Annotated in this window: 9 protein-coding genes, 1 tRNA gene and 2 pseudogenes; 5 read left to right on the top strand and 7 right to left on the bottom strand. The window is 55.3% G+C overall.

What is annotated here, in order from left to right; genetic code table 11:
- A partial coding sequence (locus ENN68_04825) for a DUF11 domain-containing protein (GenBank protein HDS45402.1) occupies nucleotides 1-2,724 on the top strand: 2,724 nt, incomplete at its 5' end.
- 680 nt (nucleotides 2,725-3,404) lie between these two features.
- Here ENN68_04825 and ENN68_04820 read toward each other — a convergent pair.
- The 4 genes and pseudogenes from ENN68_04820 to ENN68_04805 form a co-directional block, all read right to left on the bottom strand.
- Complete coding sequence (locus tag ENN68_04820; GenBank protein ID HDS45401.1) at nucleotides 3,405-5,264, bottom strand: hypothetical protein; 1,860 nt, start codon at nucleotides 5,262-5,264, stop codon at nucleotides 3,405-3,407.
- 207 nt (nucleotides 5,265-5,471) lie between these two features.
- Nucleotides 5,472-6,035, bottom strand: coding sequence for a tetratricopeptide repeat protein (locus ENN68_04815; protein ID HDS45400.1), 564 nt, complete (start codon nucleotides 6,033-6,035; stop codon nucleotides 5,472-5,474).
- Between the two features lie 108 nt (nucleotides 6,036-6,143).
- Nucleotides 6,144-6,557: pseudogene (locus ENN68_04810) on the bottom strand (hypothetical protein).
- A gap of 195 nt (nucleotides 6,558-6,752) precedes the next feature.
- A pseudogene (locus ENN68_04805) lies at nucleotides 6,753-6,830 on the bottom strand (SEC-C domain-containing protein).
- Nucleotides 6,831-8,102: 1,272 nt separating this feature from the next.
- On the opposite strand from ENN68_04805, the gene ENN68_04800 reads away from it, so the two are divergent.
- Both ENN68_04800 and truD read left to right on the top strand, forming a co-directional pair.
- The gene (locus ENN68_04800) at nucleotides 8,103-8,801 is read left to right on the top strand and encodes a hypothetical protein (GenBank protein HDS45399.1); all 699 of its coding nucleotides are present in this window, start codon (nucleotides 8,103-8,105) and stop codon (nucleotides 8,799-8,801) included.
- 11 nt (nucleotides 8,802-8,812) lie between these two features.
- The gene (gene truD / locus ENN68_04795) at nucleotides 8,813-10,144 is read left to right on the top strand and encodes a tRNA pseudouridine(13) synthase TruD (GenBank protein ID HDS45398.1); all 1,332 of its coding nucleotides are present in this window, start codon (nucleotides 8,813-8,815) and stop codon (nucleotides 10,142-10,144) included.
- A gap of 409 nt (nucleotides 10,145-10,553) precedes the next feature.
- Here the strand turns inward: truD and ENN68_04790 are convergent, their stop codons facing one another.
- From ENN68_04790 to ENN68_04780, 3 genes are all read right to left on the bottom strand, one after another.
- Entirely contained in the window at nucleotides 10,554-11,585 is a 1,032-nt protein-coding gene (locus ENN68_04790) for a DUF362 domain-containing protein (protein ID HDS45397.1), read from the bottom strand.
- A gap of 141 nt (nucleotides 11,586-11,726) precedes the next feature.
- Nucleotides 11,727-11,800, bottom strand: a tRNA-Thr gene (locus ENN68_04785).
- 88 nt (nucleotides 11,801-11,888) lie between these two features.
- Nucleotides 11,889-12,509, bottom strand: a complete 621-nt coding sequence (locus ENN68_04780) for an NAAT family transporter (GenBank protein HDS45396.1) — start codon at nucleotides 12,507-12,509, stop codon at nucleotides 11,889-11,891.
- A 50-nt stretch (nucleotides 12,510-12,559) separates the two neighbouring features.
- On the opposite strand from ENN68_04780, the gene ENN68_04775 reads away from it, so the two are divergent.
- Nucleotides 12,560-13,519 (top strand): replication factor C small subunit, encoded by a 960-nt coding sequence (locus ENN68_04775; GenBank protein ID HDS45395.1) that lies wholly within the window; start codon nucleotides 12,560-12,562, stop codon nucleotides 13,517-13,519.
- A gap of 212 nt (nucleotides 13,520-13,731) precedes the next feature.
- On the top strand, nucleotides 13,732-15,939 hold the full coding sequence (locus ENN68_04770; protein ID HDS45394.1) for a hypothetical protein: 2,208 nt from the start codon (nucleotides 13,732-13,734) through the stop codon (nucleotides 15,937-15,939).
- Nucleotides 15,940-15,944 lie beyond the last annotated feature (5 nt).

Below are 15,944 nucleotides of genomic sequence, written 5' to 3'. Positions count from 1 at the left end.
TTCGGGAACTGGACGGATCTCGACGATTATAACCGGACCGATGAGGCACCGGTACGGGTGAATGATACCGTTACCATTGCGAAGACGCCCGATTATGACCGGAATGCGACCATCGGCAGCTCGGTGAATTACACCATCGTCATCGATCTGCCGCGAGCCACGGCACATAACGTCACGGTTACCGATACGCTGCCACAGGGCTTGATCTACGATCCTGCCAGCTTCTTCCTCACGGCGAATAACGACTCCTTCTCCGAATCGGTCAGCTCACCGAACAACGGCACAACAGAGGTCTACGTCAACTGGTCGCTCGGCACCGTGAACAATTCGGACGATACAGATATCACCATCAATTTCTCCGCAATCGTCGCGGACGTCCCGGCGAACCAGAACGGAACGGAACTTGTGGCAAATCTCGTTTATGTCACTTTACGTGACGTGAATAACAGGTGGATCACGCAATCAGACCAATCAGGGACGATCAAGATCTTAGAGCCGGATCTCGAGGTGCTGAAGGCGGCGACGGAGACGCTCGTCGAAGCTGGCCAGACCTTTAACTACACGATCAGGGTGCAGCATACCGCGGCGAGCGCCTGGGACGCCTATGACGTCTGGATCAACGATACCCTGCCCGATGCACTCGCAATCGTGGCGAATACCTCTGCCCCACCTGCAAATGCGACTTTCGAGGCCGGAAACGCGATTGGCTGGTTCTATAACCACATCCCCCTGGGCACCGAGGTCGTGATCAACTATACCGTGCTGGTTACAGATACCGTTGTGATCAACGAGACGCTGCTGAATAATGCGACGCTCACCTGGACCTCGACGAACGGCACGAACCCAAACGAGCGGTTCGGGAACTGGACGGATCTCGACGATTATAACCGGACAGATGAGGCACCGGTACGGGTAAATGATACGGTAACGATCTCAAAGGAGGTCAATAAAGCGACTGCAGCGATCGGAGAATATCTAAACTATACGCTCATCATTGATCTACCGCGGGCACATCTCCTGAACCTGACCGTGGTGGATACGCTCCAGCAGGGGCTGATCTATCTCAGTCATACCGCTTCTGAGCCCGATTCCCCCACCATCTCCACACCGAACAACGGCACCCAGCCGGTAACCCTCACCTTCTCCTATGCCGCGTTCAACAACTCGGCCGGAAACGATTTAAGCTTTAACATCACCGCGTTCGTCGCGAACCACCCGAGCAACCAGAACGGCACGGTCTTGAAGAATACGCTCAATGTCTCATGGACGGATGCCGGTGGTGCGGATCACCGTGCAGAGACAGAGGTGCTTATAACTGTGGTCGAGCCGAAGTTGGAGATCACGAAGACGAGCAACGTGAGTTCGGTGCAAGCGGGCGATCTTCTCCCCTTCACAATCATCATCGAGCACGCGGCGAACAGCTCTGCGGACGCTTACGACCTCTGGCTCAATGACACCATTCCCCTCAGGACTGAGTTCATTAACTACTCCTCATCGCCCGTGGAGGACAATTTCACGCAGCTTGATAATCGTAACCTCAGCTGGTTCTACGCATACCTCCCGCTCGGTCAGACGGTGAATCTTACCTATACCGTCCGGGTAAACGAGAGTGTCAGCCCGCTCGATATCCTGAAGAATAACGCCACCCTGGTATGGACGAGCGTGAACGAATCGATAGGCAACGAGAGTGAGGAGCGGTTCGGTGAAGGGACAGAGCTGAACGACTACAACACCACAGCCACACAAAATGTCACCATAACCGCTGCGGAACTCATCAAGCTGCCGGAGTATGATCGAACCCACTGGATCAATGACACTGTCTGGTACCAGCTCTCTATTATCCTGCCGCACGCACGTATCATCAATCTTACGGTGAATGATACTGTCCCCGCAGGGTTGATCTTCAGAACTACGAGCGTTGTCGTCGCGCCTCCGCATAACTACACCCTCAACGTTTCCGCACCGAACGATGGCACGCAACCGGTCAATCTCAGCTTCGTCTTCGGCACGATCCAGGATGGGCACGTGCTCAATATCTCGTTCAACGCGCGCGTCGCGGATATTCTTCAGAACCAGAATGGCACCATCATCGGTCCCAATTACGCGACGGTGCGGTGGCAGGACAATGAGGGAACGGTGCATAACGACTCGGCCAGCTCTGGCAATGTCACGGTCATTCGGCTACCGCGGCTGAACACGAGTGATAGCGTGCGGAAGATCGTGGAGCCAAACTGGGTTCCACCCGGCGGGCTCGTGAATTACACCGTCTTTATCAAGAATACCGGATTTGCGCCCGCGTTCAATGTGACACTCTCCGACACGTTGCCGCAGAATGTGAGCTACATTGCGGGTACCACCGTGATGAATGGCGCTTCCGGGCCGGACCCGAACAGCATTGTGCCGGGTGCTAACGGTACCACCAAGCTGACATGGATTGATCTGATTCCACGAATCAATGCGAGTGAGACGGTCTGGGTACGGTACACCTGCAATGTCTCGCTTGATGCGCCACTGAGAACCGTGCTGGTCAATAACGCCACGGTGGAGAAATATGAGGACGAAGAGGGGAATGAATATCCGGGTGCAAGCGATTCCGCGAAGCTCACCGTCCGCTACCCCATGCAGGTTCCCGCGATGAGCAGTTACAGCTTATGGCTCCTTGCGGGCGTCCTCGCGCTCGTGGCGATCAGTACACTAAGGAGAAGGGCACGACGCGGGAGATAGGTGCTGGAAAGCACACCGAGACCGCTGTTGCGAAACGGAGATATAGTGTTAAAATAGTGTACACTCTGCGCAGTGCGATGAAAAGTGGCAGAAAAACGACTACATCCAACCGCACGAACATACCCTCTCGGATCAGTTACGGTCATGAACTATACGGCATTCACCGTTCAACATAAACTTCACTTGGATAAGCCCTGCAGGCGCGCTAGCAACACCAATTCACACGCCAACCAGCACGGTCCTGCTCGCCGGAGATACGCAGAGCTCCAGTGGAAATGCACCCCCAAGCCTTATATGCCCTGTTCCGCCCTATAGGATGGTATGGCTCCACTCGAAGCAGTGGTGCTGCACAAGGAATGACGTCTCACGCACAGCGGGATAGCGCCGAGGATATGAAGATACCCTACCGCGCGTTGACCTTGAAGGAAGCGGTGTACTTGCTCACTCATCAGTTCGAGGGGTACTTCGACGCCGGAACAGAATCGGTGGTGCTTACTGAGTAGAGACCGCTCACTCACTCAGGATGGCACGGCTCAGTTGTACGATAACCGCGGTAGTGATGTGTTATTCGTGCGCCTGGCTCGAATCACTCACCCCCAAATCACTTGCTTGCTTACTTACCTACCTACCTACCGGTTGACCGCCTGGATTTGGCGATACAGTGCAGGTAGTTTTGCCCGTTATTTCACTTCGCGGACACTCGACTTCCCGTAGGCCTTCTGCACCACGATGACATGGACGCTCGGATCGGTCACGGTAATCTGACTCGGAGTGATCAGCAGACACTCAGAGCCCCGCATTACTGAGAGCATCATCTTGTAGATCTCCTCACGGTTCCGCGGGTCCATGTGTAGATCAAACTCATCGACCGCGCGGAAGGGCGACTTCAGCATCTGCTGGATCGAGAGCAGGAAGGCCATGATCGAGGCTGACCGTTCGCCGCCGCTCTGCGTATAATAATCGAAGAGCACCGGCTGCGAGCCACGAAAGCCCACGTACAATTCCAGGCCCGCATGCTCGATGTCGCCATCCTCGACGTTCACGAGCCGCGCCAAACCAGTAGCACCGATGCTCGCCAGTATCCGCTGGAAATTATCGGTGCTCGCGTCCAGGAGCTCCGTGATCGTCTTCTTCCAGATCTTACGACGCTCATCGAGCTCCTTCAGACCCGCGCGTTTGTTCGCCGCGACGATCTTCGCCTTCTCCTGCAGTTCCGCGAAGACTTTCGAATAGTTCGCGTAAATCTCCTCCGTCTCTTCCGGGATCTCGCCGAGCGCCTCGATCTTCGCGACCACCAGGCCGATCTCGTTCTCAATCTCGCTCTGTTTCCGTTCGGTCTCAATTCGTTTGCCCGCTTTGCGCTGCTGCGGCTGTACTTCCAGCAGTTTCTGGGTCACCTGCTCTCGTTCAGCCATGATTACCTTGATATCGGCCTCGAGCTGGTCGTGTTTGAATTGCAACACCTCATGCTTGACGCGAAACGAGATGTACGCGTTAATCGTGGGTTCCAGGCTGCGCTCGAGCGTGCCGAGCCTGCTCTGAGCTTTTGTTATTGATTCGCCGAGCGTCTTCAGCCGCTCCTCGGTCTCGTGCTGATACTCGGTCAGGGCCTCAACCCGAGCACACTCCTTCTCCAGGTGCAGCAGCTCGTAAAATGCTTCCCGTGATTCGAGCTGCCAGGCATCGAGCTTCGCACGCCAGCCCTCTATCTGCTGCCGCGTATCTTCCGCCTCTGCTGCGTTCCTCTCGAGTGCGTGCCGCTTCGTCTCGAGCTGCGTTTCGAGCGCCTGTAGCGCGCGCTCATGCCTGATGATCCGAGCCCAGATCAGTTCGCGTTTCAGCCAGTCCCGCTGCTCCTGCAAGTGCGCACGCTGCTGGTACTTCTCGTGCATCGCCTTCCAGTACCCGAGGCTCTCCTCCGCACGGCCCAGTAATTCCGAGATAGACTCGTCCTCGCTGATGATCGATTCGAGCCGGTGCCGCGCTTCGAGCACCTTCTCTCTATACCCCGCGAAGCCAACAGCCGCCTCCAGCAACTTCAATTTCTCCTGCGGCGTGGTCATGCTGAACTGCTCCATTGTGCCCTGGTGCATGATGATCAGGATATTGTTTGGATCGATCCCGAAGCTGCGGAACAGCCGCGTGACCTCCTCATAGCTTATCTGCCGGTAGTCTGCCTCCCACCAGTAATGCCCGTCGTGCCGCAGGTATCGCGAAAGTGTAAAGGTCTCGGACTCGGAGAAGCTGATCGGCCGTTTACCGTTCGTCTCGGTATTATCAAAGGCGAGCGTGATACGTGCGATATCATTCCCCCGGCGTATCAAATCCCGCAATCGCTTGCCCCGTTCGGTATAGATCTGACCCAGCGCGACGGAGATAGCGAGCAGAATAGAGGATTTGCCCGCGCCATTAGGGCCGGAAATCAAATTGAGCCCGGGCTTGAGCGGGATGCGCGCGTACTCGTAGGACATGAAGTTCTCTAATATGATCTCCTTCAGCCAGATGCTTGTTCCGGGTTCTGATGGTGTGAATTGCGACATGGTACACTGCCAGCGGTCTATTGGTTTCTAGTTGAAATAGGGCAAGTTAAAGGTTAAATAGCCCGATCTGTAGTGCGCGTTTGCCCTGCCGTTGAACACCTATGGCAAAAAAGTTTTACTACGTGTGTATTTGCTTCTTCGCTGATGCTGCATCATAAAGCTGACGCGGCAGCGACAACAAAACGCGCTGCTGAATAGGGAACGGCCTTACGTGTACTGCTCCGTCTCTTTGTCCCACCACTCAAACTCGTCAGGGAATTTCTTATAATTCGCTTCAAACCAGTTTACCATATCAGAATCATAATAACCACCTTTGTTGAAACGCGTCTCAAACTCATCAAAACGCATACCCATTCTGATCGCTAATATGTAATTGCGTGCACCCACATTGTCGCCTGGATTGGTCTTCAGCAGTTGTCTCAATAGATCTAACGCGCTGCCCGTTTTTTCGCTTATCCACAAAGCCACCGCTTTGCGCAATATGGTTCTTATAATATGCCGATTCTCAAGCCAAACCCATTCTAACACATCAGGCCAGTTGCCGTTTGTATCAGTTATAAGATTCAGCGCGCGTTCATAAGCCGCGTTTAATGTCCGCTCAGCCTCCAGCAGATTGTCTTCATCGCGGAATAGGTCACAAAGGAGCAAATAGGGATCCAAGTAATCGGGATCGCGCTCTATTAACTGTTTCAACTGTCGTTTTAGTATGTTGGTGCTGCGACTACTGTGTTTCGCGAATACCGCATCATATAAGTCATAATACGCACCCATTACCGCATGGCCTTTGTCCACATACTCCAGTCCTCTTTGGGCCTTTACAGGCTCTTCTTCATGCAGGACGGCCCGTGGTTCCGACGACTGCGACGCGGTATCGGCAAACATAATGATCCCGTCCTTCATCACCAGATCAGAGAACGGATCGTTCTCTCGCATGTGGGCGGTCGAGAACGTATCATCAAAATAGGTCATTCTGAACAGGTCACGTATGAGCTTAGCCTTCTGTGACGTTGTGCTCTTGGACGTGCCGAAGTAGTTACAGATGTCGTCAGCGCTCGCATAGGGCTCGAAACTGTGGTCGAACAGGAAGTTGATCTGGCCAAGGGCATAGATTATCGCCGCGGCCCAAATCTCAAGCCTTCCAGAACGGAACGGTACCGTTCGTTTGCGTGCCATTTTTTGGATGAGCTTCTCGCACAACTGCTTGTATTCCTCATCCAGATGGGAATCGCAAAATCCCGCTGTCAGCTCACTCAGTTTTTGCTTCCGATCTTCAATGAGTGCTTTATCGCTCATGTTTATCCACCCATCCTCCGGTTACTACACTCATCTTCCGGTATTATAGAGTACATGCGAGGTTACCGTATAAATACCGTTTTGTTATGAAAGAAGTTACCATAGAAAAATTTAGGTGGTATACCGAGGGCGCGCGGGGCGGATACGCGCTGGTATCTGATCTGCCATAGCATTTGATCCACACATATAAATCGTTCAGCGGCCACAGCATTTCTTGTACTTCTTACCGCTGCCGCAAGGACAGGGGTCATTTCTGCCTATCTTTTTGCGTTTTGATTGTTGAGCACTACTCGAATCGAGCCCGGCGTTCCGCATCTTTCCCATAAGGAATTTTTCAAACGCCTTCTCGTCCGTTAGGTCAATCCCTTCCCTCACGGCGAGTCGAGTAAGGTTATAAATCGGCAGGAAATTCCGCATCTCCGTCTCATTTGTTATGTCCACACCTGCCGCTTTTGCTGTCATGACAAATGATTTCGCGGGGCCCCATCTCTCGGGGTCAGACGCGTTCTCTGTGATTTGTCCTTCGAGCTCTATTACCCGTTCCGCGAGATTTGATCCGTTTCTTAGCACGCCCGTCTCTTCTACAAATGCAAAAAATGCCGATAATACTGGAGCAATCGACTTGAAGTAAGACTCATCTGCGGACACTTTTCTTGGCATGGTGTCCAGACAACATTCTTCAAGTTCTTCCTCATCCCACTCTTCAGGCGATAATCCATGATAAGAGTACATATACTCAGTGAAATACATAATCACAGACTCTGACTCTTTCTTTTGCTCATCAGTCAACGCTTCATAGCGCCAACTCTTAGAAAACTCAACGTCCCATTCATGAACTCTAGCGCAAATTGCTTCCAGTTCTGTATCAGAATATTCTTCTACCATTTATCCCTCAGAATCTTTAACGATGATTTCTCAATTACGCCAGCACATCAGTTGGTACCGTTGTATATCCTCCCTGGTTAGCATGTTGCCCAAAACGTACGTCGTTTATACCGCGCCTTGGCAGATTGCTACCCTCCCCATACCGTTAACACCACTTGTTACATTTACGTACATACATGTACCGAGATTAAAAAACCCTTCGTTGTATCGTTAGGCTATTACCGCGCAACAGGGTATAAAGCCTGGCAGGCCCTGGCGGGTAACGTTTTGCTGGCTGACACAACGATCGACCTCCAAGGGATCGTAGCTACGCGGATACAAAGCCGTCAATGCTAAGTAACGGTTAATCGCACCCGGTGAGGGTTCCTCAAGTGAATAAGTACTCTGTTTAGCGTCCCATAGCGTAACTATTTGCGGGATGCGGGTGCCTAGTTCTTATCATGTAAAAAAGATCCTCCATCCCGATTCTCAGAACGATTCTATGAGATGCTGAATTAAGTGTACAGAGCTTCAAAGAGCTGATGAGCGCGCGATTTTATGCTGACCTTTGTCGCGGACTTACTCTTGTTATATCATCAGGTTCCTCGAATTTCGGCCACGATAATAATAACTCTCGCTTTTGCCGCAGGTTATTAGTACCTGTGCGCACCAGTATAGAGCATGGCCCTTGCGGGGAAAGTGTTTCTGGTTGATGCGGCGATCGATTTGCAGGGGATCGCAGCCAAGCTGAAAGGCTACAAAGCTGAAGAACGCGTGCCAGACGAGGATATCAGCCTGGTCACTGAGATTACCGACCTGCGCCTCCTTGGTGACTCGCTCTACGGCACCTTCATTCAGGATCAGTTACTGGACGTCTATCACCGTGGCGAGCGCGTGCGTGTGCCGACCACCTCCGAAGCGCCCTTCTTCTTCGTCGATCGCGCGCAGCAGAAAGACGTGACCGGTGCACACGGCACGGTGCTGACCGTGATGGAGAAGAAGGCGCGGGCGAATAATATCGCGAACCAGCTGAGTAAGATCCTGTTCATCGTCACGGGCAAGATCGTCGAGGCGCGGATCGAGCACTCACGATTCCAGCAATTCCACGAGCAGAACTTCGAGGACACCAAGGTGATCTTCTTCGACGATGTCGACTTCCCCAACATCAAGAAGCTCTCGCTCTACGGATCCACGCTCGGCACGACCACGGCGTACCTCGATAACCTGAAGCACGGGAAGATCTGGTACATCGTCCTGAAGTCGAAACGGCATGGACTCGTCGTCGGCGTCACGCGAAACGGCGTCGTCACGATCTTCAGCAAGGCCACGAAGGACGAGTTCATCCAGTACGTGAGGGACGAGATCATCGAGCTGGTTTAGTGCGCAGGTTCATGAGCATGGTTTTAGAGGCGAGCCCGGAAGCCGAGCGACGTATCGGGATCAGGTATTACGCGACAACGACTGCGGGGATCGGCGGCACGATTAAAGCGCAACCCGCGGACTTCGTCGTGCGTGAAGTGACGAACCGGACTGAAGGGACTGAGGGAAAGTATCTGATCGCCGAGCTGACCAAGACCAACTGGGACACCCACACCATCGCGCGGGAGATCGCGCGCCGATTGCGCGTCAGCCGGAACCGGATCGGGTTCGCGGGCACGAAGGATAAGTTCGCGGTCACCACGCAGAAGATCAGCCTCTGGGATACCGCCGAACCCGAGCTGGAGCGTGTGCGGATCACGGACGTCTCGCTGCGCCCGATCGGGCGCTCAAACAGGCCGATCTCGTTAGGCGACCTGTACGGAAACGAGTTCATCATCGTTATCCGGAATGTTCAAGGCGACCCAGCAGCGATTCAGGCGAAGATCGATGCGATAACCACAGAGCTCAAAGTCGGGGGGGGCGTCCCGAACTACTTTGGTGTCCAGCGGTTCGGCACCACCCGCCCGATCACGCACCGCGTGGGCAAGCAGCTCATCTCCAACGATCTAAAAGGGGCGGTCATGTCCTATATCGGCGAGATCTTCCCCGAGGAGGGCGCGGAGGCAAAAACTGCGCGCGCACTATGCAACCAGGGCGAGCTCAAAGCCTGCTTGAAGCAGATGCCGGTCTCCCTGAGCTACGAGCGCGCGATGCTGAACGAGCTGGTCAAGAGCACAGCAGGAGCGCGCGGAGAAGCGCAGTTCCGTACGGCATTTTCCGTACTCCCCAAAAACTTACAGAAACTGTTCGTGCACGCTTACCAGGCATACCTCTTCAATCTCATGGTCAGCCTGCGTCTGGAGCGTGGCCTGCCGTTCAACGAGGCGGTGCTCGGCGACGTTGTCTGCTATCATGACGAGCGTGGCATACCGGATCCCGAGCGCGTAGAAAAAGTCACTGTGGAGAAATTAGACGGGATCAACCGGTTGATCAGACACGGCAGGGCGTTCGTTACCGCGCCGCTCGTGGGTTCCGCAACGGAGTTCGATGCGGGTGCGGTGGGCGAGCTTGAGCGCGCGGTGCTCAGCAACGAGCAGGTTGCACCCGAGCAGTTCGAGCTCGAAGCACTTCCTGAACTGAGCTCGAAAGGGTCGAGACGACCGCTGCTGGTACCCGTGGCACTGAGCGTACCTGAGGTAAGCGTGGACGAGCTCAATCCCGATCGGTGGCAGGTGCGATTGGAATTCTTCCTGCCGCGAGGATCCTACGCCACCGTGGTGCTCCGTGAGTTTGTAAAGCACTGAACTCGTCGAACCAGACCGAGTTGGACGAGGATGAAGAAAGTGCCGCTGCTTTCTTACCCGCGGCACCTGGACCCTCACGTATCCGGCGGAGCTCATTATATAACTTGCGCGCTGATCCTGCCTGAATCGCGTTCCATCTACTCCGGAAGCTCATCTGTGCTTCTTCACGTAGAAGAACAGCACAGTATTAGCAGAAGCCCATTGGTACGGCCGGCCCTACTGCAAACAAGGCACTCCCCGGGCTGACAGTACACAAGAAGGTTATGTTTATTTACGGGTTCACAAGCACTGCGTGAGCTATGCTCTCACGGCCACTGTGCGAACTCTTACCGGTGGAGATAGAGGGGATGACCGCAAACCGCAACTTCACTCAAACCCGCCCCGGGGCACGCCAAAATGGTTGGCAGGGTCAGCACACCGCAGTCACCTTATAGGTCCGTTCACCCATGCCGAGCAATTCGGCGCGGCTGAACTGACGCTCGACCGCAATGCCGAAGAGCTCATGGAAGAGATCCCGGCCTGCGACCGCCCGTATGAGATCATAGGAGGCCTGCTCGATACTCAGGAGATCACGTGAGGCAAGTGCGCCAAGATCCGGCAGCAGGGGCTCTTCCTGGAAGGTGCAGTCACACATCGCGGTAACGTCCGTGAGGAAATTGATGAAGCAGCGCTGAGTGCCGAACTTCCTGAGCACCGCGTTTGCAACTTCGACCAGAGCAGTAAAGTACTGCTCATCCCACCCCTCGGGGTAGTGTAGCGCCCCGGTCGGGCAGGCAGAGACACAGCGCGCGCAGCCGATGCACTTTTGAGTGTCAATGACCGGAACGCCGTTCAGCTGGATGGCCGCGTACGGACAGGCAGCTACGCAGCTCTCGCAGCGCTCGCACGTATCGCCGTCAATATGAGGAATCGCGAAGCGGTAAACCGCCCGTTTGCCATTCGTCGAGCAGCAGCCCATGCCGAGATCCTTCAGTGCGCCGGCGTAACCAACGCTGATATGCCCGGTGCAGTGGGATACCACGATCAGGTAGTCGGCTTCGTAGATCGCCTGGCCCAGCTCGACCTCGGTGACGAGCGTGCCGCCGGTCTCGACCATCACACCACTCTCGCCCTTCAAGCCATCAGCGATAAGCACAGGCGCGCCAACTGTGGCGAAATTGAACCCGTTTCGTCGCGCGGTTTCCAAATACTCGACCGCATTGTGCCGCGCACGGTGAATCAGGGTAGTGGTATCGGTGAGGAACGGTTTGCCGCCTGCTTCTTTGACCGCCATGACGAGTTCGCGCACGAATGGCGGGCGGATGAAGCGGTAATTGATCAGTTCGCCCATATGGAGCTTCACCGCGACCAGGGCATCACGCTCTATGTCCGCGACGGACTGGAGCAACTTACGCACGCTGGCGGGGGTGTGCAGTGCCGCGAGCCGATAAACCTCAGCCATACCTAACCAGTAGTTCGTTCTTCATAAGAGAATTGATGCTAGTTACGGTTTATGCTGAGCATGGAGAGCTTCGATTGTATGCCAACTAGCGCACGCAGCCACTTCGTCTGTGCCGGGGGAAGCTTTAAACAGTTTGCAGTAAGCCCCGGGAGGGATTTGAACCCTCGACCTATTGATTACAAGTCAATCGCTCAACCGGGCTAAGCTACCGAGGCTTCCTTTCTTTCCTGCTACTGATTTTACTTTCTGCGCTCCGTAAATAAATCCTTTCCCACGCACGCAGCGCTAGTTTCACGAACTCACTCAGAGCATGCTGAGCCGGTACATGCCCAGGATCCCGGTGCCGATGAACTCGATCGCGATCGCCGCGACGATGATGCCGATCACCCTGCTTAACACCTCGGTGCCGACCTCACCCATGAACTCGTAGAGCCGATACGACTGCCCCAAGAGTAATCGTGTGGCAATGATCGCGGCGATGATCGCGAACAGCACGACAACAACGCCGGACGACTGGATGATCACCATCACCGCGGTAATAGCACCGGGTCCCGCGAGCATCGGCGTTCCGATTGGCACGGCGCCAACACCTAATCCCGTGCCCGCTTCGCTCACGACACCACATTTGCGCTCGCCCTTCAACAGATCAAAGGAGACCAGCAGCAGGAGAATACCGCCCGCGATCATGAAGCTGTTCAGACTGATGCCCAGAAGGTCCAGGATAAGCTTCCCGAGGAACGCGAAGAGCAGCAAAAGAATGGTCGCCACAATGACCGCGTGATTGAGTTCCCGGCGCCGTTCGTCCGTGCTCATCCGCCTCGTTACCGCGATGAAGATCGGGATACTGCCCGGCGGATCCATGACCACAACGAGGATAATAAACGAGTTCACCAATAGCAGCCCCAGCTCCAGACTCAAGGCCATACTATCTTTATGATCGATAAGGGCGTAAAAAAGTATGTGAGCGAGCGCCGATGCAGCGAGACGAGATCTGGACTGAGAAATATCGCCCGAAAAGATTGAGCGAGGTGGCCGGGCAAGACGCGATCATCAGGAACCTCAGCTCATACGTGAAGGCCAGGAACTTACCACATCTCATCTTCTCCGGACCCGCAGGTGTCGGGAAGACGGCCGCAGCTGTTGCGCTCGCCCGCGAACTCTTCGGCGAGACCTGGTCTGAGAACTTCACCGAACTCAATGCGAGCGACGAGCGCGGGATCGAGGTCGTCAGGAACAACATCAAGAACTTCGCACGAACCATGCCCATCGGTAACGCGGCCTTCAAGATCATCTTCCTCGACGAGGCGGACGCGCTCACAGACGCCGCGCAGTCCGCATTACGGCGCACGATGGAGCGCTATTCCGGCACATGCCGGTTCATCCTCAGTTGTAACTACTCCTCGAAGATCATCGAGCCTATACAATCCCGATGCTCGGTCTACCGGTTCAAACCGCTTGCATACGACGCCATCGCTGCACGCATACGGTATATCGCGGACCAGGAAGGCCTGACCATATCTGAAGAGGTTATTCGCGCGATTAATTACGTCGCAATGGGTGATATGCGCCGCGCGGTGAACGCCGTGCAAAGCGCGGCCGTGCTCGGTGACGAGCTCAGGCCGGAAATGATTTACGAGATCACCGCGATGGCGCGGCCCGAGCAGATACGGGCGTTGATTATGCAGGCACTTGCCGGGCAATTCTTTGAGGCGCTCGAGGCGCTGGATTCTCTTATGGGCAAAGGGATTTCCGGTGACGAGATCCTGGCGCAGATGCACCGGCTCGTGATCGCCATGGAGATCCCCGCGCGGAAGAAGGTGGAATTGATGGATCGCATCGGCGAAGCGGACTTCCGGATCACCGAGGGCGCAAACGAGCGGATTCAACTGGATGCGTTACTCGCTTCTATCTGCCTCGCTGCGGAGAGCGTTTAGCTAGCTAACGACGAATACCGAAAACACAACCGGTCGTCTCGCCGGTGGTCCGAATACGCAGCTGCTGGGCTTGCTTCAACGGTACAGGGCTGTTGGTTTATACTGTTCTTTATGGCCGCTCATCAGACCAAGGGCACCACAGTATGGAAATGGTCATAATAGTAAGCATAATATATACCTGAACGCAGTATATATGCTCTAGTGAGAAGCGAATGGAACGAAGGAGAAACAGCTCGATAACCATCTGCTTCGCCCTACTTATCGCAGTCATGCTCATCGCCGGCGCCTCCCTAGTGACGGGATCGCTCGTCGATCGAACCTTTACGGCTACCGGTGGCCTCATTACCTACGCGGGCCTGTTTGGCGACGAGCCGAAGAAGGAATCTGCTACGGATATCCTAACGGTCTATAGCGGTGAAAAGGTCGCGTTCCAGCAGTATACGAACGGTTCCCTCCCCGTGGTCGTTACCGGGCCGTACACCAAGGCGGGCGAGAAATATTCGGGAATGCCCTTCAAGAAGGAGACGCTCGGTTCCGGTGCGGTGTGGGACTCGGCGGGAAAGTCGCGAGAAGGTTATTTTAACGTCGAGGACGCGAATGGCGAAGGTGGCTGGTTTGAAATGATCAAGCACTCGTTCACCGTGGAGCTGGCAGAGAACCGGGAGCGGGTACGAGAGGGCACGAGTTTTCGGCTCTGCCTCCAGGGAAATGAGAAGGAGGCGGGCGTGCTGAAGCTCACGATAAGGGATGATGATGGTTATTCACTAACAAATGCTCACGGAACGGACATCTACGAAATTCTCGTCACGTATGATACAACGGGCTTTGTCGGGTTCCGCAACGTCCCGGTCGAGGGCATCCGTGTGACTGAGCAGCAGGAGCTCGAGTTCGACACCACGACTCTGACGATGGATGCGGGAATGTATCTTATCGCTTTAGAAGACTACGCCACGGAAGCGGCGAGCACAGAAAGGATAGCGGTGGAGGAGCGGTATCTGACGGTGGCATGCGCCGACGAAGTGGTAATGGGTCGCGAGATCGTCGTGATACTGACAAGTTCGTTCTATCGTGACGTGGCAACAGTGACCCTCGGCGGCGCACACGACGTGAGTGCGGTATTCACCGTGACGCTGGACAACGAGGGCAAGAAGAAGCTGAAGATCCTGACCTCTGAATTGGACTACGGGACACATCGCATCACGGCTGAGGTTGAGGAACTGCAAGCCACGACATACGTAACGATAACGCGCGCGGCGGTGGGTGTGCACGTGCCCGAGCATGCTATGGTCGGCGATCTCGTTCCGGTTGTGGGCGATGCGACCTCTGGCGGCAATGCTGTCTTCGTGATCGATGGGCGCTATGCGGGCGAAGCACGTATCCGCGATGAGCTATTCGAATGGGAATGGGACACCCATGGAGCGCCCATCGGCTGTCTGGAGATCGAGGTGTTCATTCTCGATGAGAGAGCGGCGTTCGAGATCGGTGATGACGTGCCAGCGACGTGGCGAGAAAAGAGCGGCGTGGATGCCACGGTGAGCATATTCCTCCACAACCCTGCATTCAGTATGCACGTACCGGAATCCCTTGCGGAAGGTGACGACCTGGTCGTTTACGGTTCTGCGACCGGCACTGACCACGTATACCTCATGGTGATCACTGCCGAGGGCGAGGTCGTGTTCCCGCCGGGTGGCCGCGCACAAGCAACCCCGGTAATCGGAGGAACCTGGGAGCAACCAATTCACGATCTCAGGAGCGGGCGCTATTATCTGCTCGGACTGCACCGGGGCAAAGACGGGATCACAGAAGCGATTGAGGATGGCGTGTGGCTCGCAGGCGGGCCCAGTAAGACCGCGCCGCAACGGCTCGCCATACTCGAGCATGAACTAACCGCAGCAGGCAGTGACGACATTTTCGCCGTTGCCGCCCTCACGGTCTCCAATCCGCAGGTCTCGTTGACCATGCCCGCAGTGATAGCACGCGAAGAAGCGCTCACGGTAACGGCGGAGACGAACGTCAGAGACGGTGAACGAGCGTTCATCTCGCTCTCCTCAGGCTCCGATATCATCATCGAGAGCGCAACGCGAGTAACAAACGGCACCGTGCAGGCGTGTATTAACTGTACCGAGCTCCCGCCGGCCACCTATATTGTGCGCGTCGACATCGGCGGGAGGGTATCTGACGAGATCGAAATTCAGCTCGAGGAGCGTCGTGAGAACGTGAGCAGCGTTGAGGCGCTGCCACCACCGGCACAGGAACTGCAACCCGTACCGGAAGCAGCGGAGACCGTAGCTGAAGATGCACGTATCACGGAAGAGCGCGCAGCAGAAGAGCAAGCGCTGTGCGTGTCCGAAGGCCCGTGGATCGCAGCTATCGCGCTATTCCTGGCGCTTTCACGCAGACGTGCCAGAAAAAGAGGCTGATGACC

Source organism: Methanomicrobia archaeon (assembly GCA_011049045.1).
Lineage (GTDB): Archaea > Halobacteriota > Syntropharchaeia > Alkanophagales > Methanospirareceae > JACGMN01.
The sequence above is the reverse complement of the archived record's forward strand: the minus strand, read 5'-3'. Positions and strand labels throughout refer to the sequence as shown.

Excerpts from the sequence above, each read along its gene's own strand:
- ENN68_04770 (HDS45394.1), top strand. The coding sequence starts at position 13,732 with ATGGAACGAAGGAGAAACAGCTCGATAACCATCTGCTTCGCCCTACTT.
- truD (HDS45398.1), top strand. The coding sequence starts at position 8,813 with ATGAGCATGGTTTTAGAGGCGAGCCCGGAAGCCGAGCGACGTATCGGG.
- ENN68_04800 (HDS45399.1), top strand. The coding sequence starts at position 8,103 with ATGGCCCTTGCGGGGAAAGTGTTTCTGGTTGATGCGGCGATCGATTTG.
- ENN68_04815 (HDS45400.1), bottom strand. The coding sequence starts at position 6,035 with ATGGGTGCGTATTATGACTTATATGATGCGGTATTCGCGAAACACAGT.
- ENN68_04780 (HDS45396.1), bottom strand. The coding sequence starts at position 12,509 with ATGGCCTTGAGTCTGGAGCTGGGGCTGCTATTGGTGAACTCGTTTATT.
- ENN68_04775 (HDS45395.1), top strand. The coding sequence starts at position 12,560 with ATGCAGCGAGACGAGATCTGGACTGAGAAATATCGCCCGAAAAGATTG.
- ENN68_04820 (HDS45401.1), bottom strand. The coding sequence starts at position 5,264 with ATGTCGCAATTCACACCATCAGAACCCGGAACAAGCATCTGGCTGAAG.
- ENN68_04790 (HDS45397.1), bottom strand. The coding sequence starts at position 11,585 with ATGGCTGAGGTTTATCGGCTCGCGGCACTGCACACCCCCGCCAGCGTG.